The sequence below is a fragment of the Reyranella sp. genome (genome assembly GCF_965227665.1).
In the GTDB taxonomy this organism is placed as follows: Bacteria; Pseudomonadota; Alphaproteobacteria; order Reyranellales; family Reyranellaceae; genus Reyranella.
On the sequence record NZ_OZ245767.1, the window covers coordinates 4,958,968 to 4,979,540 of the forward strand.

Annotated in this window: 16 protein-coding genes; 12 read left to right on the plus strand and 4 right to left on the minus strand. The window is 67.0% G+C overall.

The window, feature by feature from the left end; genetic code table 11:
* Both recN and ligA read left to right on the plus strand, forming a co-directional pair.
* Nucleotides 1–1,674 carry a DNA repair protein RecN gene (gene recN, locus ACO07I_RS23980; protein WP_422011855.1) on the plus strand — a complete coding sequence of 558 codons (1,674 nt, stop codon included), beginning with the start codon at nt 1–3 and terminating at the stop codon, nt 1,672–1,674.
* A 10-nt stretch (nt 1,675–1,684) separates the two neighbouring features.
* Nucleotides 1,685–3,853: an NAD-dependent DNA ligase LigA gene (gene ligA, locus ACO07I_RS23985; RefSeq protein WP_422011857.1), complete on the plus strand. Its 2,169-nt coding sequence runs from the start codon at nt 1,685–1,687 to the stop codon at nt 3,851–3,853.
* 325 nt (nt 3,854–4,178) lie between these two features.
* On the opposite strand, the gene ACO07I_RS23990 is transcribed toward ligA, so the two are convergent.
* Genes ACO07I_RS23990 through ACO07I_RS24000 form a run of 3 tightly spaced genes read right to left on the minus strand, consistent with a single transcriptional unit; the run spans nt 4,179 to nt 9,222 of the window.
* Nucleotides 4,179–6,650 (minus strand): GcvT family protein, encoded by a 2,472-nt coding sequence (locus ACO07I_RS23990; RefSeq protein WP_422011859.1) that lies wholly within the window; start codon nt 6,648–6,650, stop codon nt 4,179–4,181.
* The gene (locus tag ACO07I_RS23995) at nt 6,647–7,588 is read right to left on the minus strand and encodes a CobW family GTP-binding protein (RefSeq protein WP_422011861.1); all 942 of its coding nucleotides are present in this window, start codon (nt 7,586–7,588) and stop codon (nt 6,647–6,649) included. Before ACO07I_RS23995 ends, ACO07I_RS23990 begins: the two co-directional genes overlap by 4 nt.
* Nucleotides 7,585–9,222, minus strand: a complete 1,638-nt coding sequence (locus tag ACO07I_RS24000) for an amidohydrolase (protein ID WP_422011863.1) — start codon at nt 9,220–9,222, stop codon at nt 7,585–7,587. Before ACO07I_RS24000 ends, ACO07I_RS23995 begins: the two co-directional genes overlap by 4 nt.
* Nucleotides 9,223–9,342: 120 nt before the next feature.
* On the opposite strand from ACO07I_RS24000, the gene ACO07I_RS24005 reads away from it, so the two are divergent.
* The 10 genes from ACO07I_RS24005 to ACO07I_RS24050 all read left to right on the plus strand — a co-directional run bounded on the left by ACO07I_RS24005 (nt 9,343) and on the right by ACO07I_RS24050 (nt 19,460).
* A complete protein-coding gene (locus tag ACO07I_RS24005) occupies nt 9,343–10,323 on the plus strand; it encodes a GlxA family transcriptional regulator (protein ID WP_422011865.1) in 981 nt (326 codons plus the stop codon).
* A gap of 101 nt (nt 10,324–10,424) precedes the next feature.
* On the plus strand, nt 10,425–12,008 hold the full coding sequence (locus ACO07I_RS24010; RefSeq protein ID WP_422011867.1) for an ABC transporter substrate-binding protein: 1,584 nt from the start codon (nt 10,425–10,427) through the stop codon (nt 12,006–12,008).
* A gap of 7 nt (nt 12,009–12,015) precedes the next feature.
* Entirely contained in the window at nt 12,016–12,990 is a 975-nt protein-coding gene (locus ACO07I_RS24015) for an ABC transporter permease (RefSeq protein WP_422011869.1), read from the plus strand.
* A complete protein-coding gene (locus tag ACO07I_RS24020; protein WP_422011871.1) occupies nt 12,987–13,856 on the plus strand; it encodes an ABC transporter permease in 870 nt (289 codons plus the stop codon). The genes ACO07I_RS24015 and ACO07I_RS24020 overlap by 4 nt, the downstream gene beginning before the upstream one ends.
* Nucleotides 13,856–14,854, plus strand: a complete 999-nt coding sequence (locus tag ACO07I_RS24025) for an ABC transporter ATP-binding protein (protein ID WP_422011873.1) — start codon at nt 13,856–13,858, stop codon at nt 14,852–14,854. The genes ACO07I_RS24020 and ACO07I_RS24025 overlap by 1 nt, the downstream gene beginning before the upstream one ends.
* Complete coding sequence (locus tag ACO07I_RS24030; protein ID WP_422011875.1) at nt 14,851–15,858, plus strand: ABC transporter ATP-binding protein; 1,008 nt, start codon at nt 14,851–14,853, stop codon at nt 15,856–15,858. Before ACO07I_RS24025 ends, ACO07I_RS24030 begins: the two co-directional genes overlap by 4 nt.
* 157 nt (nt 15,859–16,015) lie before the next feature.
* Nucleotides 16,016–17,389, plus strand: coding sequence for an aminotransferase (locus tag ACO07I_RS24035; protein ID WP_422011877.1), 1,374 nt, complete (start codon nt 16,016–16,018; stop codon nt 17,387–17,389).
* 175 nt (nt 17,390–17,564) lie between these two features.
* The gene (msrB, locus tag ACO07I_RS24040) at nt 17,565–18,083 is read left to right on the plus strand and encodes a peptide-methionine (R)-S-oxide reductase MsrB (protein WP_422011879.1); all 519 of its coding nucleotides are present in this window, start codon (nt 17,565–17,567) and stop codon (nt 18,081–18,083) included.
* A gap of 30 nt (nt 18,084–18,113) precedes the next feature.
* Nucleotides 18,114–18,851 carry a peptide-methionine (S)-S-oxide reductase MsrA gene (gene msrA / locus ACO07I_RS24045; protein ID WP_422011881.1) on the plus strand — a complete coding sequence of 246 codons (738 nt, stop codon included), beginning with the start codon at nt 18,114–18,116 and terminating at the stop codon, nt 18,849–18,851.
* Nucleotides 18,852–18,929: 78 nt separating this feature from the next.
* Nucleotides 18,930–19,460 carry a cupin domain-containing protein gene (locus ACO07I_RS24050; protein WP_422011883.1) on the plus strand — a complete coding sequence of 177 codons (531 nt, stop codon included), beginning with the start codon at nt 18,930–18,932 and terminating at the stop codon, nt 19,458–19,460.
* Here ACO07I_RS24050 and ACO07I_RS24055 read toward each other — a convergent pair whose 3' ends face one another.
* Nucleotides 19,461–20,324 carry a Ku protein gene (locus ACO07I_RS24055; RefSeq protein WP_422011885.1) on the minus strand — a complete coding sequence of 288 codons (864 nt, stop codon included), beginning with the start codon at nt 20,322–20,324 and terminating at the stop codon, nt 19,461–19,463.
* Nucleotides 20,325–20,573 lie beyond the last annotated feature (249 nt).

The following is a 20,573-nucleotide window of genomic DNA, read 5'->3' on the forward strand; positions in this document are numbered from 1 at the left end:
ATGCTCGCCACGCTTTCGATCCGCGATTTCGTGCTGATCGAGAAGCTCGACCTCGAATTCGCCCATTCCGGCGGCCTTGGCGCCCTCACCGGCGAGACCGGTGCGGGCAAGTCGATCCTGATCGACGCGCTCGGCCTGGTGCTTGGTGCTCGGGCCGAGTCGGGCGTGGTCCGGCGCGGGGCGCCACAGGCCTCGATCGCCGCGTCCTTCGACCTGCCGCGCGATCATCCCGCACGGTCGATCCTCGCAGAGCAGGGCTTCGACGGTGAGGACCTGTTGACCCTGCGGCGCACGATCGTCGCCGACGGGCGCGGACGCGCCTTCGTCAACGACCAACCGACTTCGGTCGCGCTACTGCGCCGGCTGGGCGACACGCTGGTCGAAATCCAGGGCCAGATGGATCAGCACGGGCTGCTCGACATGGGCACGCACCGCGCGTCGCTCGATGCCTTTGCCGGTCTCGAGAAACAGGCGACCGCCGTGGCTTCGTCATGGACGGCGTGGCGATCCGCCGAGCTGGCGCATGCCGAGGCCCTGGCGACCGCGGAAGCCGCGCGGCGCGACGAGGATTTCCTGCGCCACGCGGTCAAGGAACTGAAGGCCCTGGCGCCCAAGGCCGATGACGAGGAAACCCTGGCGAGCGAACGAGCGCTCATGCGGGCGGGCAGCGCGCTGGGCGAGGCCGTCACCCAGGCGCTGTCGGAACTGGAGCAGGGGCGCGGCGCCGTTACCAGCCTGCGCACGGCGCACCGCCTGATCGAGCGGAACGCCGACAAGGCGGATGGCCGGCTCGATGCGCCGCTGGCGGCGCTCGATCGCGCCTTGAGCGAGGCCACGGAGGCGCAGGCTCAGCTCGAGACTGCCCGCGATGCGCTCGAGTTCGATCCGGCGCGGCTGGAGAAGATCGAGGAGCGGCTGTTCGCGCTCCGGGCGATGGCGCGCAAGCACAATGTCGCTGTGGCGGGGCTCTCCGACCTCGCGGAGAAATTCTCGGCGCAGCTGGCGGCGCTCGACGATGGCGAGGCGGGACTGAAGAAGCTCGCGGCCGAGGCGAAAGCGGCCCGCGCCATCTACGTGACGGCGGCCGAAGCGCAGGCCGCCGCGCGCCGCAAGGGCGCCGCGAGACTGGACAAGGCAGTGGCGGCGGAACTGGCGCCGCTCAAGCTCGAACGCGCGAAATTCGTGACCGACGTCGCCGCCCTGCCGGAGGTGGAATGGTCGGCCGCTGGCACGGATCGCGTGCAGTTCACCGTGTCGACCAATCCCGGCGCCCCGCCGGCGCCGATTGCGAAAATTGCCTCGGGCGGCGAGCTCTCGCGCTTCCTGCTGGCACTCAAGGTCTGCCTCGCCAAGGCAGGCGACGCGCCGACCATCGTTTTCGACGAGGTCGATTCCGGGATCGGCGGCGCCACGGCGGCCGCCGTCGGCGAGCGGCTGAAGCGGCTGGCCAAGGACGTCCAGGTGCTGGTCGTCACCCATTCGCCGCAGGTCGCCGCGGTCGCCGACCGGCACTGGCTGATCCGCAAGACCACGACCCGGACGGCCGCCAGCACGGACGTCCTGGCGCTGGATGCGCAGGGCCGCCGCGAGGAGATCGCGCGCATGTTGTCGGGCGCGGAGGTGACCGTCGAGGCCCGCGCCGCGGCCGACCGGCTGCTGGCGACGGCAGTTTAGGAGGACGACGATGTCCCGTGCGGCCAAGGTCGTGGCGGCGCTCGCCGTCGACAAGCTGACCGAGCGGCAGGCCCGCTCCGAGCACAAGCGGCTCGCCGAGGAGATCCTCCACCACGACAGGCTCTATCACGAGAAGGACGCGCCGGAGATCTCGGACGCGGACTACGACAAGCTTCGCCAGCGGCTGAAGGCGATCGAGGCGCGCTTCCCCCAGATCGTCGACATGTTCAGTCCGACGCAGCTTGTGGCGCCGACGCCGACCACCGCCTTCGCCAAGGTGAAGCACACGCGGCCCATGCTGTCGCTCGACAATTGCTTCACCGACGAGGAGTTGCAGGAATTTCTCGACCGGGTGCGCCGCGGGCTGGAGAAGGAAACCAATATCGGGCCCGAGGACGAAATCGCCTTCAGCTGCGAGGCCAAGATCGACGGGCTCTCGATCAGCCTGCGCTACGAGGACGGCGAATTCGTGCAGGGCGCCACGCGTGGCGACGGCACCACGGGCGAGGACGTGACGGCCAACCTCCTCACCGTGAAGGACATCCCGAAAACGCTGAAGGGGCACGGCAAGGACGCATTCCCGAAGTCGATCGACGTGCGCGGCGAGGTGTACATGGAGCGCACGGCGTTCCAGGAGATGAACCGGCGCCAGGAGGAAGTGGGCGAGAAGACCTTCGCCAATCCGCGCAACGCCGCCGCCGGCTCGCTGCGCCAGCTCGATCCCGCGATCACGGCCAAGCGTCCCCTGCGCTTCTTCGCCTATGCCTGGGGCGAGGCGGAGCCGCGCAGCTGGAAGACGCACAGCGAATACCTGAAGTTGCTCGGCAAGTGGGGCTTCGAGACCAACCCACTGACGAAGCTCTGCCGCACACCCGACGAGGTCCGGGCCTTCTACGCGAAGATCGGCATCGAGCGCCCGTCGCTGCCCTATGACATCGACGGTGTCGTCTACAAGGTCGACCGCATCGACTGGCAGGAGCGGCTGGGCTTCGTGAGCCGCGCGCCACGCTGGGCGACGGCCCACAAGTTCCCGGCCGAACAGGCCCGCACCAGGCTCAACGCCATCAACATCCAGGTCGGCCGCACAGGGGCACTGACGCCAGTCGCGGAACTGGAGCCGGTGAATGTCGGTGGCGTGATGGTCGCCCGCGCCACGCTGCACAATGCCGACGAGATCGAGCGGCTCGATGTGCGCGTGGGCGACATGGTCACGATCCAGCGCGCCGGCGACGTGATCCCGCAGGTGCTGGGCTTCATCGCCGACGATCGACCGAAGGACGCGCACAAGTACCAGTTCCCCACGCGCTGCCCCTGTCCGCTCGAGACCGAGGTGAAGGCCGAGGAGGGCGGCGTGGTGCGGCGTTGCTCCGGCGGGCTCGAATGTCCGTTCCAGCAGGTCGAGCGCCTGCGCTACTTCGTGTCGCGCAACTGCTTCGACATCGAGGGGCTGGGCGGCACCCACATCGAGAACTTCTTCAACGACGGGCTGCTCAAGGTTCCGGGGGACATCTTCCGACTGCGCGAGCACGAAGCCGACATCAGGAAGCGCGAGGGCTGGGGCGATCTCTCCGTGCGCAACCTCCTGGCGGCGATCGACGCCCGCCGCACCATCTCGCTCGACCGTTTCATCAATGCGATCGGCATTCCCCTGATCGGCGAGGCCACGGCGAAGATCCTGGCGCAGGAATATGGCGATGCCGACAGCTGGCTGGCCGGGATGCTGGCCGCCGTCAAGGAACGCGAAGCGCATCCCGAACCCGCCAAGAAGGAGAAGGCCGCCGAGACCGTCGGGCCGAGCTACGGAAGGCTGTGCAACGTCGAGCAGATCGGCGTCACGACGGCGGATGCGATGTGCGCCTTCTTCGGCGAAGGCCACAATGTCGAGATCATCCGCGACCTGCTGAAGCAGCTTTCGGTCCAGCCGGTCGAGCGCCGCGTGATCGCCGCCGATGCCAAGCTCAAGGACAAGATCGTGGTCTTCACGGGCGAACTGTCCACGATGACCCGCGACGCCGCCAAGGCCCGCGCCGAGGAGCTGGGCGCCAAGGTCACGGACTCGGTGTCGAAGAAGACCAGCCTCGTCGTGGTCGGCGAAAATGCCGGCTCGAAGGCCCGCAAGGCCGCCGAGTTGGGCATCCAGACGATGACTGAAGAAGAGTGGGCCGAGCTCTCGGCCTGAGAGTCTGGCCGGAAATGAATGCCGCTAAAACAAGGGGCTATGAACAGCCCCACTAACCTCACCCTGAGGAACATCGCCCCTCGAGTTACCTCGGGGTAAACTCCGCGATGTGTCTCGAAGGGTGGGAACGCGCACCTTGCCTGTTGTCCATCCTTCGAGACGCGCCGCTTCGCGACGCTCCTCAGGATGAGGTAAGTGCTTGAGTCGATTCAAGTCATTTCCGGCCAGCCTCTGAGGGCGGTCATACCAACAGCAATGTCTTCACTGTTGCGGATGACATGCCGGTGGACGGAAATCGCCCTTTCCGAGGTCGCATCTACAGTCTTTATCGACGGATGCGGGCGCTCATCGGATCGTACAGGGGCTTCACGCTCGCAAGCGCCGGAATCCGCTCTCCCGCGACCTCGATCTCGTAGCGCGAGGCGACAAGATCGGCGTCTGCCACGCCGGGCTCGCAGGGAACGTATCCGAGCCCGATGGCCGCGCCGAGATGGTGGCCGTAGCCACCGGATGCCAGGTATCCCGCGAGTGCGCCGTCCTTCAGGATCGGTTCGGCGTGATAGAGCAGGGGCTGCGGGTCGAGGAGCTGGAACTGCAGCAGCCGGCGGCTGAGTCCGGCCTGCTTCTTCTGCATGACCGAGGCGCGGCCGAGGAAGTCGCCGAACCTGCCGGCCCGCTTGTCGACCTTCACCGCGAACCCCAGCCCGGCCTCCAGCACGTGGTCCTCGTCGCTGATATCGTGGCCGAAGTCGCGATAGGCCTTCTCGAGCCGCAGCGAATTCATGGCATGCACACCGGCCAGGCGAAGACCGTGCGTTTCGCCGGCATCGACCAGCAGGTCGAAGATCTGTCGCGCGAATTCCGTCGGCATGTAGAGTTCCCAGCCCAGCTCGCCGACATAGGTGATGCGGTGCGCGCGCACCAGCGCCATGCCGAGTTCGATCGTGCGGGCCGTGCCGAAGGGAAAGGCCGCGTTCGACAGGTCGGCCGTCGTCAGGGCCTGCAGGAACTCGCGCGACCGTGGGCCCATGACGGCGAGGCAGGCTTCGCCGCTCGTGACGTCGAGGGTCGTGCAGTGCGCCTCCGGCGGGATGTGCCGCCTGAGCCAGGCGAGGTCGCGCGTGACCGCCGCAGCGGCGGTGATGACCAGAAACGAGTGTTCGCCTAGGCGCGTGACGGTGAGATCGGCCTCGATTCCGCCGCGCTCGTTCAGCCACTGCGTGTAGACGATGCGCCCCGGTTCGACGGCGACATCGTTGGCCGAGAGGCGCTGCAGTACGGCTTCGGCGTCGCGACCCTCGACGCGAAACTTGCCGAAGGCGCTCATGTCCAGCATGCCGAGGCCGGTGCGGACGGCGCGATGTTCCTCGGCCGAATAGTCGAACCAGTTCTGCCGCTGCCACGAATAGCGATAGGCCGGCGGTACGCCGGCCTCGCGCCGGTCGGCCGGCTGGAACCAGTGAGCGCGCTCCCAGCCCGCCGTCTCGCCGAAGCAGGCGCCGCGTTCCTTCAGCCGCTCATAGAAGGGGGTGTGGCGCACGCCGCGCGCCGTCGTGAATTGCCGGTACGGGAAATGGTCGGCATAGAGCAGCCCCAGCGTCTCCGTCACCCGGGCCTCGATGAAGGACTTGGTCGACTGATACGGAAAGGTTCGCCGCACGTCGACGTCCCACAGGTCGAAGGGCGGGGCGCCGCCCACGATCCATTCGGCCAGCGCCTTGCCGGCGCCGCCCGCCGACTGGATGCCGACCGAGTTGAAGCCGCAAGCGACGAAGAAATTCCTGAGCTCTGGAGCTTCGCCCAGCAGATAGCGGTCGTCGTGGGTGAAGCTCTCGGGCCCGTTGAAGAAGGTATGGATGCCGGTCTTCTCCAGGATGGGCAGGCGCCGTGTCGCCTTCTCCAGAATCGGCGCGAAATGGTCGAAGTCTTCCGGCAGCTGGTCGAAGCAGAAGTCTTCGGGGATGCCGTCGGTCGCCCAGGGTTTCGCGACCGGCTCGAAGGCGCCCAGCAGGATCTTGCCGGCATCCTCCTTGTAGTAGGCGCACTCGTCGGGCACCCGCAGCACCGGCAGGGTGCGCGACAGGCCGGGAACCTTCTCCGTGACGATGTAGAAATGCTCGCAGGCCTGCAGCGGCAGCGCGGCACCCGCCATCTTGCCCACGATGCTGCCCCACATGCCGGCGCAATTGACGACGAACTCCGCCTCGATCGTGCCCTTGTCGGTGGCGACGCCGGTCACGCGGCCGCGCTCCTTCGAAATTCCGGTCACCCTGGTGTGTTCGAATATCCGGGCGCCGAGCTGGCGTGCGCCCTTGGCGAGCGCGAGCGCGATGTTGGTCGGGTCGCCCTGGCCATCCTTCGGAAGGGTCACTGCGCCGACCACGCCCTCGATGTCGAGCAGCGGATGCAGCGCCGCGGCTTCCGTGGGCGAGATCGTCTCGATCTCGACGCCAAAGGACCGCGCCATGGACGCGCCGCGCTTCAGCTCTTCCAGGCGCTGCCCGGTGAGCGCGACGGTCAGCGAGCCGTTGCGCTTAAAGCCGGTCGCCAGGCCAGTTTCCTCTTCGAGCCGGCCGTAGAGTTCCTGGCTGTACTTGGCGAGCCGGGTCATGTTGGCGGTCGCGCGAAGCTGCGCGATCAGTCCCGCCGCGTGCCAGGTCGTGCCCGAGGTGAGCTGCTTGCGCTCCAGCAGGACGATGTCGGTCCAGCCGAGCTTGGCGAGATGATAGGCGACCGAACAGCCGATGACGCCGCCACCGACGATGACGACGCGGGCGTGGCTTGGCAGTGGATTCACGAGTCCGTCCTGGTTTGGAGGAGACAGGCACCGAAGGCGCCGTCGAGTTGGGTTGTGTCGAGGCTGCCGGCCCGTCCGATCACGACGATCTCGGCGCCCCTCGTGTCCGGTGCGCCGTCGAGCGGATCGACGCTGACGATCGCGCCGGCACGGTGCAGCGCGACCCCGCCGCCGGTCGTCGTGGCCAGGATGCCCTTAACGCGCACGATCCCGTCGGGCAGGCCCGCGACGACGGTGCGCAGGGCCTCAATGTCGAGCGGTGTCCCGCTGCTCCAGTGATGGCTCTCGAAGAGGGAGGAGGCGGCGTCGGACATGGCTGACGTGCAGGCAGGCAGGCGCCCGCGCCGAGGCGGTTCCTGGGAGAAAAGATCCCGGGCGTCCACGCGCCCTTGCACGACTTCGATCATGCGCGCGCCCGGCGCCTGTGCCGTGGCGAAGGCGCGGGCGTCCTTCAGGTCCGTCGGATTGGCGAGGTCGACCTTGGTCAGGACGAGGATGTCGGCCGCGGCGAGCTGCCGGCGCACCAGGCTGCCCACGAACTTGTCGTGGGCGCGGGAACGCACCGCGGCTGCATCGGCCACCACCACCGTGGCGCCCCGGGACAGGCCGGGCGATCCCGCCAGCGCCGCGACGCGGGCCGGATCGGCGACGCCACTGGCTTCGATCACGATCTGCTCGTAGCGATCGGCGCGGCCGGCGAAGCGATCCAGCGCCATCGCGAGGTCGCCGGTGACCGAGCAGCAGGCGCAGCCGTTCGCCAGGGTGACGATATCTTCGTCGCGCGACGCGATCAGCTTCTCGTCGATCGAGATTGCGCCGAAATCGTTGACCAGCACGCCGATCCTGAGCCCATGGTCGCCCGCCAGCAGGCCGTTGAGCAGCGTCGTCTTACCGGCGCCGAGATAGCCGCCAATCGTGGTGACCGGGATGGAGGTCATCCCTTGACCAGCGGATAGGGCTGGCCTTCGAACACCGTGCCCCAGATGGGAATGTCGCGCAGTTCCAGTGGTGCCACTTCGCAGGGATCGGCCTCGAGCACGGTGAAGTCGGCCTTCTTGCCGCTGCTGATGCTGCCGATCTCGTGTTCGAGGCCCATCACATAGGCGGCGTTGATCGTGATCGCCCGCAGTGCCTCGTCCAGCGAGACCCTTTCCTCCGGGCAAAGCACCTCGCCCGCTGCGTTGATGCGGTTGAGCGCGATCCAGGCATTCTGCAGCGGCCGAGCGGGCGCCATGGTAAAATCGGAGTGAAGCGCGAAGGGCACGCGGTTGCGCGAGAGCGAGCCCAGCCGGACCATCTGGCTGGCCCGCTCATGACCGACGCCCCGGCGCGAATAGATGTCGCTCAGTTCGTACACATAATAGGGATTGGCCGAGACGAGGGCGCCGAGATCGGCGATGCGCCGCGCCTGGGTGGATGTCGAAATGCCGAAATGCTCGATCGTGAAGCGATGGTTGATGCGCGGGCGCTCCCACTGCAGCTTCTCCAGCACGTCGAGCGCCAGTTCGACGCCGAGATCGCCGGTGCAATGGACGTGTATGACGTAGCCGTCGTTCCACAGCGCGCGGGCCGCCTTTTCGAAGGCCTCCGGCGCCATCAGCCATTCGCCGTCATGGCCGTCGATATAGCCGGGACCGCCGAGCTGCATGAGCTGTGAGAAGAACGCGCCGTCGGTGAACAGCTTGACGTGCTTGCCGAAGCGCAGCCGGCGCCTGTTGCGCTCGGGAAGCGCGGCGAGCTGCTCCAGGCGCAGGCCGGTGCCTGCGAAGGCCACGTGCGGCACGAACTCGACCCGGAAGGGCGTTTCGTCATTGTCGAAGGCCGCGACCGAGCCGGCCCACTCGGCCTCGTGATCGAAGATGCCGAAGGCCATGTCGCCGACCGTCGTGTGGCCGCCCAGATGGATGACCTCGGCGGTGCGCTTCATCGCCGGCCCCCGGCGCTGCTGCGACAGGAGGTAGGCGGAGAGCTTCGCACGCACGAAGCGGTTGCCGGCCTCGTAGAAATGGCCGCGGTCGATATCGACCTGGTGGGCGCCTCGCAGCTTCTGTCGGTCGAGCTCGAAATAGTCGAGGGCGGCGTCGTTCACGATCGTCTCGTGAAACGACCGGTGGACGAGGATCAGGGGACGCGTCCTCGATATGGCGTCGAGGTCCTGGAGCCAGATCTCGCCGTGCCAGTCGCGATGGTAGCCCCAGGTGAAGAGCGGTTCCCGGGGATCGGGATTGGCCTGGTGCAGCTCCTTCAGGCGCGCCAGGAAGGCGTCGCGCGTCCGCACCGGGGCGACCGTGCGGCCGGGCAGCTGCCATTCCATGGCGGTGACGAATTCGCACTGGAGCAGATAGGCCGCCATCGAGGGATGGAGGTGCGGATCGATGAAGCCCGGCATCAGCACATGCTTCTCGAAGGTCCTGTCGATCGTGTGGGGATGGGCTTCGAGCCACGGCCGCAGCGTTTCGAGGGTGCCGACCTCGACGATCGAACCGTCGCGGACGGCGACGGCCGTCGCTTCGGGCAGCGACGGCTCCATGGTCCGGATCTTGCGGGCGACGAAGACGGTTATTCTCGACATGAGCTGCACCCCCGCCGGAGGGCCGGGCGGGCCTTCCGCACGGATAGTCTAGGGCAGGGTCGAGACCTCTATGTATACTTTTGGGCCAAGTCTGTGTCCGAATTGGCCGGAGCCGTCTCGATGCCGTCCCCCTCTCGCACGCGTGCCACCACACAAGCCGCCGAGCTGCTGCCGAGCCCGATCGCGGTTCTGCTGATCCCGCAATTCACTTCGATCGCCCTGTCGTCGATCATCGAGCCGCTGCGCATCGCCAATCGCTATATCTCGAAGCCGTATCGCTGGGTGCTGGTATCGGCCGACGGCGAGCCGGTGCCCGATCGCAACGGGGTGAAGGTGGCGGTCGACAGCGCCCTGGGTGACGTCGGCAGTATTGGCACCCTGCTGGTGGTCGCCGATGCCCAGCCGACGCGCCGCCTGGAGCGGGCGATCATGCCGACGTTGCGCCGGCTGGCCCGCGCCGGCGCGACCATCGGCGGTGTCGATACAGGCCCTCTTGTCCTGGCGCGCGGCGGATTGCTCGACGGTCTCTCGGCGACCGCCCATTGGGAGGTCCTGCAGACCTTTCGCGAGCAATTTCCCAAGGTGAATGTCACCGAGCGCCTGTTCGAGGTCGGCAACAGGCGCTGCACCTGCGCCGGCGGCTCGGCGGCGCTCGATCTCGTCCTCAAGGACATCGAATTGCGGTTCGGCAGTCAGCTCGCCCTGAGAGTGTCGGAGCATTGCATGCATGGGCTGCCGCGCCCGGCCGGGGCGGCGCAACGGGATTTGCCCGGGGGGGTCGGGGCGCGCCACGGACGCAAGCTGGCGCGCGCCATGCAGATGCTGGAAGAAGACGGCACCCGGCTCACGCGCATGGACACGGTGGCGCAGACGATCGGCGTGTCGCGGCGCCAGCTCCAGCGAATCTTCGCCGACAAGCTCGCCACCAGCCCGGCGCGGTTCCGCCGCAAGGTCCGACTCGACCGGGCACACCAGATGCTCGCCAACGCCGAAGCCTCGGTGACCGAAGTCGCGATGGCAACCGGCTTCAAGTCACGCTCCTATTTCTGGCGCTGCTATCGAAAGGAATTCGGCCGCTCGCCGAGCAGTGACAAGCGCTGACGAAGTTTTGGCGCAAAAGGAGACGTTCCCTGCCAAAACGTGCACGTTTGCGGGGCGTGTGAAGCTATCGTTTCAGCCTGGGCACAGGTTGGAGGCAGGCCATGCGGCAAGCGATAGCGGCTTTCATCACAACTCTTGCCGTTGCAGTCGCGGTCACCGCGCCGGCCTCGGCGCAGGAACCCCGACGCGGCGGCACGCTGGTCATGGGGCAGTCGACCGGCACCACCAGCTTCAACAACGCCGTCGGGTCGGGAACCGGGATCATGGTGCCGGGCGCGCAGATCTTCGCCAGCCCGGTCATGCACGACGACAAGTGGAATCCCAAGCCGTACCTGGCGGAGTCTTGGGAACTGTCGCCTGACTCTCTCTCGATGACTCTCCATCTGCGCAAGGACGCGTTGTTCCATGACGGCACGCCGGTGACGTCGGCGGACGTCGCGTTCTCCATCCTGACGATCCGCGACAACCATCCCTTCAACACGATGCTGGCGCCGGTCGACCGCGTCGACACGCCCGACGCCGCCACCGCCATCATCCGCCTCAAGCATCCGCACCCCGCGCTGCTCTACGCGATGGGTCCGCCGCTGATGCCGATCCTGCCCAAGCACATCTATGGCGACGGCCGGCCGATCAAGACCCACCCCAACAACAGCAAGGATGTCGTGGGTTCAGGCCCGTTCAGGCTGGTGGAGTTCAAGCCGGGCGACCAGATCGTTCTCGAGCGGTTCGACAGGTTCTTCATCAAGGACCGGCCCTATCTCGACCGCATCATCCTGAAGACATATCCCGACTCGCAGACCTCGATCCTCGAGCTCGAGGCGGGGCGGCTCCTGCTGCAACCCTTCTTCAACCGCGTGCTCGAACTCGACCGCGCCAAGGCCAATCCGCAACTGGTCATCACCAACGAGGGCTATGCTGCGGTGGGCGGCATCAACTGGCTGCTCTTCAACAACAAGCGCAAGCCGTTCGACGACGTGCGGGTGCGCCAGGCCTTCGCCTATGCCATCGACCGCGACTTCATCGTCAAGGCGCTGCACAAGGGCCTGTCGAAGGTGGCGACCGGTCCGATCCACAGCGGCTTCCCGCAGTATTCGCCGGATGTCACCAAGTACAGCCTCAATCTCAAGAAGGCCGAGGAGCTGCTGGACGCCGCCGGCCTCAAGAAGGGGCCGGACGGGATCCGGCTCAAGGTGACGTGCGACTACTATCCGGGCGACGAGGACGGCCAGAAGCGACTCGCCGAATACATGAAGCCGGCGCTGAAGAAGATCGGCATCGAGGTCGAAGTGCGCGCGCCCGCCGACTTCGCGGCCTGGGCCAAGCGCATGGCAACCAAGGACTTCGACATCAGCATGGATGCGGCCTTCGCCTGGGGCGACCCGGTGATCGGCGTCAACCGCACCTATCTCTCGACCAACATCCGGCCGCTGGTCTTCACCAACAATGCGCAGTACGAGAACCCCAAGGTCGACGAACTTCTGGATGCCGCCGGCCGCGAGCCCGACGCCGCCAAGCGCAAGGCGCTCTATGGCGAGTTCCAGAAGATCGTCACGACGGACCTGCCGCTGTTCTGGCTGACTGAGCTGCCGTACCACACGATCTACAACAAGCGGGTCCACAATCCCCCGACGACGATCTGGGGGACGGCCTCGCCAATGCTGGACGTCTGGCTTTCCGAGAGATAGGCGCGGCGTGGCGCTGTTTCTCTACATGGCTCGTCGCCTGTTCTATGCCGCGATCCTCGTGATCGGGGTGCTGGTGCTGAGTTTCCTGCTGATCCGGCTGGCGCCGGGCGATCCCGTCGACACGCTGGCGGGCCAGATGGGCGGGATGACGGAGGAGATCCGGGCCGGCCTGCGCAGCGAATACGGCCTCGACCAGCCCACCCTGACCCAGCTCGGCATCTATCTCGAGCGTTTTGCCTCGGGCAATCTCGGCTACTCCTATTTCTTCAACCTGCCGGTCCTGTCGCTGATCCTTCAGCGCCTGCCCGCGACCCTGCTGCTGGTGCTGACGGCGCTGGTGGCGGCGGTGCTCAGCGGCACGACCCTGGGCGTGCTGGCCTCGCGGCGGCCCAACGGCCTGCTCTCGCAGGCCATCACGGTCGTCTCGGTGATCGGTTATTCCGCACCCGTCTTCTGGACCGGCATGCTGCTGATCATCCTGTTCGCGTCAGTCCTCCCCATCCTACCGGTTTCGGGCATGACCGCGGCGGCGGTAAGCGGCGGCTGGCTGCTCGATTCGCTCGACGTCGCGCACCATCTCGTCCTGCCCGCCGTGTCGCTGGCGGTGGTCTATCTCGCCCAGTACAGCCGGCTCACGCGGGCAAGCATGCTCGACGTGCTGGGCTCGGACTATGTCCGGACGGCGCGGGCCAAGGGCCTGGAGGAGCGGAAGGTCTTCTTCAAGCATGCTTTCCGGAACGCCGTGCTCCCGATCATCACCATCGTGGGGCTGCAGTTCGGCAACCTGCTGGCCGGCGCCATCGTGGTCGAGACCGTGTTCAACTGGCCGGGGCTGGGGCGCCTCGCGTTCGATTCGGTGCTGCGCCGCGACTACCCCACGCTGCTCGGCCTGCTGTTCTTTTCCTCGCTTCTGGTGATCGTGGCCAACCAGCTCGTCGACGTCTGCTACCGCCTGGCCGACCCGCGGATCAAGGCGTCATGAGCGTTGCCGGGGTTCCTAGGACGGAGCATCCCACGCTGGAGGCGATGCGCATGTTCGCCCGCAGCCCGGTGGCGGTGGGCGGCCTGGTGCTGCTGGTGGCGATCCTGCTGGTGAGCCTGGTCGGTCCGCTGGTCTACGTCGCCGATCCCTTCGACATCGTGGCCGCGCCGCTGTCGCCGCCGTTCAGCGAAGGCGCGCTGCTGGGCTCCGACCAGCAGGGCAGGGACGTGCTGACGGGGCTGATCTACGGCGGCCGGGCGACCCTGACGGTCGGAGCCGCCGCGGCGCTGATTTCGGTCGTGATCGGCATCACCATCGGCGCGGTCGCGGGCTATTTCGGCGGCACGGTCGACGAGGTGCTGATGCGCTTCACCGAGTTCTTCCAGGTCCTGCCATCTCTGCTCTTCGCCATGGTTCTGGTGACGCTGTTCTCGCCGACCCTGGCCACCGTCGTGCTGGCCATCGGCGTGGTGAGCTGGCCCGGCACGGCGCGCCTCACGCGCGCTGAGTTCCTCAAGATCAAGCAGTACGATTTCGTCGCCGCCGAGCTCGCAATCGGCGCGCGACGGGGACGCATCATGTGGAAGGTGATCCTGCCCAACGCCCTGCCGCCGCTGGTCGTGTCCGCCACCCTGGCGGTCGGCGCGGCCATCCTGTTCGAAGCCAGCCTGTCGTTCCTGGGGCTGGGCGATCCCAATCGGATGAGCTGGGGCCTGATGATCGGGTCCAGCCGGTCCTACATGCTGTCGAGCTGGTGGGCCGTGACCTTTCCCGGCCTGATGATCTTCCTCACCGTGCTGGCCGTCAGCCTGATCGGCGACGGGCTGAACGACGCGCTCAATCCGAAGCTGCGGGAACGCCGCTGATGACCGGGGCCGGCGCGCCGCTGCTCGAGATTTCGGGGCTTTCCGTGGAATTCGCGGGCGGCGGTCGTACGGCCCGCGTCCTGAACGAAGTGGCGCTCACGGTCGCGGCCAACGAGACCCTGGGCATCGTGGGCGAATCGGGTTGCGGCAAGAGCATGACCGCGCTCGCCATCCTGCGGCTCGTGCCGTCGCCGCCGGGCCGCATCACCGGCGGCCGGATCGTGTTCGAGGGCGAGGATCTGCTGCGGGCGCCGGAGCAACGACTACGCGACGTGCGCGGCCATCGCATCGGCATGATCTTTCAGGAGCCGATGACCTCGCTCAATCCGGTGCTGACGATCGGCGGCCAGCTTTCCGAGACCGTGATCAAGCACCTGAAGCTCGATGCCCGCGCGGCGCGCGCTCGGTCGATCGAGCTTCTGAAGGCGGTCGGCATTCCCGCGCCCGAGCGCCGGGTCGACGAATATCCGCACCAGCTCTCGGGCGGCATGCGCCAGCGGGTCATGATCGCGATGGCGATCGGTTGCGAGCCGCGACTGCTGATCGCCGACGAGCCGACCACGGCGCTCGACGTCACGGTTCAGGCGCAGATCTTCGAGCTGCTGCGCGAGTTGCGCGCCCGCAGCGGCATGGGCCTGATCCTCATCACCCACGACATGGGCGTGATCGCCGAGATGACCGATCGCGTGGCCGTCATGTATGGCGGCCGGGTCGTCGAGGAGGCGCCGACCGCGGACATTCTGTCGGCCCCGGCCCATCCCTACACGCGCGGCCTGATCGCCTGCGTTCCCGATCTCGACGCAGAAGAGGTCTTGGACGCCGACCTGCTGGAGATCGCCGGTATGGTGCCGTCGGTCTGGGATCTGCCGAAAGGCTGTCCGTTCGCCGACCGCTGCGCCGAGGCGATGCCGCGCTGCGTGGCCGAGATGCCGCCCACGACTGTTGTTGCCGCCGGTCACCGGGTGGCCTGCTGGCTTAACGAGGGAGCCAGCTCATGAGCGCGCCGCTTGTGTCGGTGCGCGACCTCGCGGTCCATTTTGCGCGGCCGCACTTCAATCCCCTGAAGCCGCGCGAGACGGTACGCGCCGTCGACGGGGTCTCCTTCGACGTCGCGAAGGGCGCGACTTTGGGCATCGTCGGCGAATCGGGCTCGGGCAAGACGACGGTGGCGCGCGGCCTGCTGCGGCTGGTGCCCGTCACCTCGGGCCGTATCGTCCTCGGCGGAACGGACATCACGGCGTTGCGCGGCGAGGATATGCGCCAGATGCGCCGTCACATGCAGTACGTCTTCCAGGATCCGTACTCCTCGCTCAATCCGCGGGTGCGCGCCGGAGCCATCGTGCGCTCGCCGCTCGACGTGCTGGGAATCGGGACGCCGGCCGAGCGAGACGCGCGGGTGGCGGAGCTGTTCGCGGCGGTGGGGCTGCGGCCCGAGAGCCAGAATCTCTTCCCGCATCAGTTCTCCGGTGGCCAGCGCCAGCGCATCAACATCGCCCGCGCGCTCGCGCCGGCGCCCGACCTGGTGGTGTGCGACGAGCCGGTGTCGGCCCTCGACGTGGCGATTCGCGCCCAGATCCTGAACCTGCTGCAGCAGCTCAAGCGCCGCCTCGGCATCACGTATCTCTTCATTTCGCACGACATGGCGGTGGTGAAGCATGTCGCCGACGAGGTGGCGGTCATGTATCTCGGCCAGATCGTCGAACGTGCGCCGCGCTCGGCTTTCTTCGCGCAACCGCTCCATCCCTACAGCGTGGCGTTGATGTCGGCGGTCCCGACCGTGCGCGGGGGCCGTGAGCGCGCGGCCCGGCGCATTCGCCTGACCGGCGATCCGCCCAGCCCCATCGATCCGCCACCCGGCTGTCGCTTCGCGGCGCGCTGCCCGGTGGCGGAGCCGGCCTGCCGGCAGACCAGGCCCGAGTTGCGCGAGATGGCGTCGGGCCAGTGGGTGCGGTGTCACAGGGTCGAAGCCGTCGGTGGCACGATCCGGCGGCCACTCGATTGACCGCCTCGAGAGCGGAGCGTCGATGACCCGCGTGATGTTGAGGATTGGCCGCTTTCTTGCAGAAGGCAGGCCGGCCGGAGGACTTCTCTTCGCCCGTCCTGCATGCCAAGGACGGACGGTAGGGTTTCCCGACAGAGTTTGAACCGAGAGGATGATCATGGACGGACTGCACGCCAACTCGCCGCATGCGCGCGACCAGCGCTATCTGGTGCACCAGCAGACGGAGCTGAAGACCTATCGCGAGCAGGGCGGCACGCTCATGGCGCGCGGCAACGGCATTCACGTGATCGACGAATCGGGCAAGGAATACATTGAGGCGATGGCCGGCCTGTGGTGCGCGTCGCTCGGCTTCTCGGAGAAGCGGCTGGCCGAGGCCGGCTACAAGCAACTGCTCGATCTGCCCTACTACCATACGTTCTTCGACAAGGGGCATCTGGCCAGCGTCGATCTCGCCGAGAAGCTGCTGTCGATCGCGCCCAAGCCCATGAGCCGCGTGCTCTTCCAGTGCTCGGGCTCGGAGGCCAATGACGCCGCCATCAAGCTCGTCTGGTACTATCACAATGCGATCGGCAAGCCGGAGAAGAAGAAGATCATCGGCCGCGAGCGCGGCTATCACGGCAACACCGTCGCCTCGGTCAGCGTCTCGGGCCAGCCGCACATGCGCGCGGGCTTCGACATCCCGCTGCCGATGTTCCGCCACACCGACAATCCGCACTACTACCGCTTCCACAATGAAGGCGAGACCGAAGAGCAGTTCGCCGATCGCATGGCCGCCAATCTCGAGGCGCTGATCCTCGCCGAGGGGCCGGATACGGTCGGCGGCTTCTTCGGCGAGCCGGTGCAGGGCGGCGGCGGCGCCATCACTCCGCCGCGCACGTACTGGGAGAAGATCCAGAAGGTGCTGAAGAAGTACGACGTGCTGTTCATCGCCGACGAGGTCATCGCGGGTTTCGGCCGCACCGGCAACATGTGGGGCACCGAGACCTACCAGCTGCAGCCCGACATGATCTCCTGCGCCAAGGCGCTGTCCGCCGCCTACCAGCCGATCTCGGCGCTGATGATCTCCGACAAGGTCTACGACGCGGTCGAGAGCCTCAGCGCCACCAACGGCACCTTCGGCCACGGCTTCACCTATGGCGCCCATCCGGTCGCCTGTGCCGTCGCGCTGGAGACGCTCAAGATCTACGAGGAGCGCGACATCGTGGGCCAGGTGCGGCGCGTCGGACCCGTCATGCAGGCGGGGCTCGAGACGTTCCGCGACCATCCGCTGGTCGGCGACGTCCGCGGCATCGGCCTGTTCGCCGGCGTCGAGCTGATGAAGGATGCCAAGGCGCGCACGCCGTGGGCGCCGGAACAGAAGGTCGGCACGATGGTGCAGGACCATGCGCTGCGCCATGGGCTGATCGTGCGCGCCATCGGCGACCGCATTGCCTTCACGCCGCCGCTCATCATCACCGAGGAGCAGATCGGCGAAATGTGCAAGCGCTTCAAGCTGGCGCTGGATGACGCGCGAACGGACCTGAAGCTGTAGCGGGCGTCAGCCCACGCCGGTCGCCCGGCGCGGCGGATGTAACGTTTCCGGTCATCCGCACGAACACAAGGGAGAGGGACGGTAACGCCGGCCTCTCGATATCTTGGGTTGGATATGGAGACGGCCCGGCCCACATGCCGGCAGACCCTCACGCTCCGTTGAGAGGAGGCCCGTCATGTCCAATTCCGTGCAGCCGAACAGAAGGAACATCCTGAAGCTGGGAGCCGGCGTCGGCATCGCCGCCGCGGCGCTGCTTGCGGCCATGCCCTGGCGCGCGCGGCCGGCCGCTGCCGAGGCGGCCTTCAAGGTGACCCGCACGGATGCCGAATGGAAGAAGCTCCTGACGCCCCCGCAATACGCGGTGCTGAGGGGCAACGGCACCGAGCGGCCCTATTCGAGCCCGCTCAACGACGAGCACCGAAAGGGCATCTTTTCCTGCGCCGGCTGCCAGCTCGCTCTGTTCTCGTCGGCCACCAAGTTCGACAGCCGTACCGGCTGGCCGAGTTTCTGGGCGCCGCTCGACAAGGCGGTCGGTACCGAGACCGACACCACGTTTTTCATGAAGCGTACGTCGGTGCATTGCGCCCAGTGCGGCGGCCATCTCGGGCATGTCTTCGATGACGGGCCGAAGCCCACCGGCCTGCGCTACTGCATGAACGGCGTGGCCATGGCCTTTGCCGTCGCGGCTGCCTGAGCTTCACGTCAGCAGCAGGAGGAGGGATCCTTGACCAGTACCCGCTTTGATCGAGGCCGGCGCGCGGCGCTGTGCCTGTCGGGATTGGCGCTGGTGGGCGCCACGCTGTACGGCGTTCTGCCGGCAGGGGCGCAGGAAGCGATGGTTGTGCTGCCCGGGCCGGCGCTCGACGAGCGCAGGCCCGACGCTACGACGGAGACGGCGGTTCTGGCCGGAGGCTGTTTCTGGGGCGTGCAGGCGGTGTACCAGCATGTGAAGGGCGTAAGCCGCGCTGTTTCGGGGTACGCCGGCGGTCCCCGGGACAAGGCATCCTACGATATGGTGACGTCGGGCCGTACCGGCCACGCCGAGGCCGTCGAAGTGACGTTCGATCCAAGGATCGTCAGCTACGGCCAGATCCTGCAGATATTCTTCTCGGTGGCCCACAATCCCACGCAGCTCAATCGCCAGGGGCCGGATGTCGGCACGCAATACCGTTCGGCTCTGTTCTTCGCCGATCCGGGACAGCGCCGGATCGCGGAAGCCTATATCGCCCAGCTCGATCAGGCCCGCGTCTTCCCGAAGAAGATCGTGACGCAACTCAACGACGCCACGCCCTTCTTTGCGGCGGAAGGCTACCACCAGGACTACGCGACGCTGAATCCGAACAGTCCCTACATCCTTCGCCACGACCTGCCCAAGATCGAAGGGCTGAAGCGCCTGTTTCCGGCGGCATGGCGCGCCGATCCCGTGCTGCTGCGCGTGTCGGGCGGCAGGGTCGGCCAATGATTCTGGCCTGCGAACGCGCGGCGGTGAAAGCCGCCGCGCGGTGAGGCATAGTGCGCCGAAACCGTTGGGAGACGACGCATGGTCAAGCCGGTTCGCCGGATCGTGACGGGCCACGACAGCGAGGGGCGCTCGGTGTTCCTCGAGGATGGGCCGGCGCCCCATCCATTCTCACCGTCGCATTCGCCAAACGTCGGGCTTACCAATCTCTGGCTGCTCGACGCGATCCCCGCGTCGAACCGGGAAGGGGAGCCTGATCCGACGGCCAGGCCTTTCAGGCTGGAGCCGCCGGCCGCCGGCAATGTCGTGCGCATCGTCGAGTTTCCGCCCGACAGGGAGCGCAACTACGGCAACCAGGCCGAGGTGTTCAGCCAGTACGGCGCGGCGCAGGCCCATGATAAAGCCGCCCGCCATCCGGGATTCCACAAGACCCACAGCGTCGACTACGCGGTCGTGATCGAGGGCGAGATCTGGGCGCTGATGGATGTCGGGGAGACGCTCATGAAAGCCGGAGACGTGCTGATCCAGCGTGGCACGAACCACGCCTGGGCCAACCGCAGCGACCGCATGGCCCGCGTTCTCTTCGTGTTGAACGGTGCGGCGCCGGCCTGATCAGGCCGCCTTGCGCCCTCGCGGGGAGGTCTTCTTCTTGGCGGCCTGGGCGGCGGCATAGCGTTCGGCGCGGTTGCGCTCGGGCCCGGTGCCCTGGAGGCTCTTCTTCAGGGCGGCCATCAGGTCGACCACACCGGACTCCGCTTCCTCGCGCGCCGGCTTGCTCTTCACCGGCTTGCCCTTCTTCTTTTCCTCGATCAGCGCCCGCAGCGCGTCCTCGTAGCGATCAGTGAAATCGGCCGGGTCGAACTCACCCGACTGCTGCGCCACGATCTTCTCGGCGATCTCCAGCATCTGTGCGTTGGGCTTGGGGAGGTCGGGGTGGCCGATCTCGTCGAGCTGGCGCACTTCCTCGGCGGTGCGCAGCGTGGTCAACACCAGGCCGTCCTCCTCGATCTCGATGGCGCAGACACGCTCGCGCGTGCTCATGACCAGCCGTCCGATCGCCACCATCGCCTTGCGCTTCATCGCCTCGCGAATCACCGCGAAGGCCTCGATGCCGGTCTTGCCCGATGGGACGAGATGATAGGGCGTGTCCCAGTAGAGGCGGTCGATGGTCTCGCGGGCGACGAACTTCTCGATGTCGATGATGCGCGTCGACTCGAGCTTCACGCTCTCGAAGTCCTCCTTGTCGAGCAGAACGTATTCGTCCTTGGCGATCGCGAAACCTTTGACCAGGTCCGCGCGCGACAATTCCTCGCCGGTGCCGGCGTCCACGGTCTTCATCCTGATGCGGTTGTTGGTCTTCGGATTGATCAGGTTGAAACGAACCGTCTGCGCCTCGGTCGTTGCCGACCACAGGGAGACAGGACAAGTCACCAGGGAAAGGCGCAAATGCCCTTCCCAGCTCGGTCGTGCAGCCATTTTCGATCCCCTCACGTACGAGCGATTTAACTGCTGCGCACCTCCGTTGTTGCGCTGCCGGCAGGCCTTCGTGACGATTTCAACCTGTGGCGGGCGTTCCGATTTTGATCTCACCAAGGGTGGGGGCCGCCCCGGGAGGCAAGGAATTCTGCGGCGGGTGCCGGTGCCGGCGGGGGCGTTTCCCGCCGGGGCCGAACTTTGGAAATCCCGATTATTGTCTCCTCGTGCGATCGGGCGCATTTCTGAAGC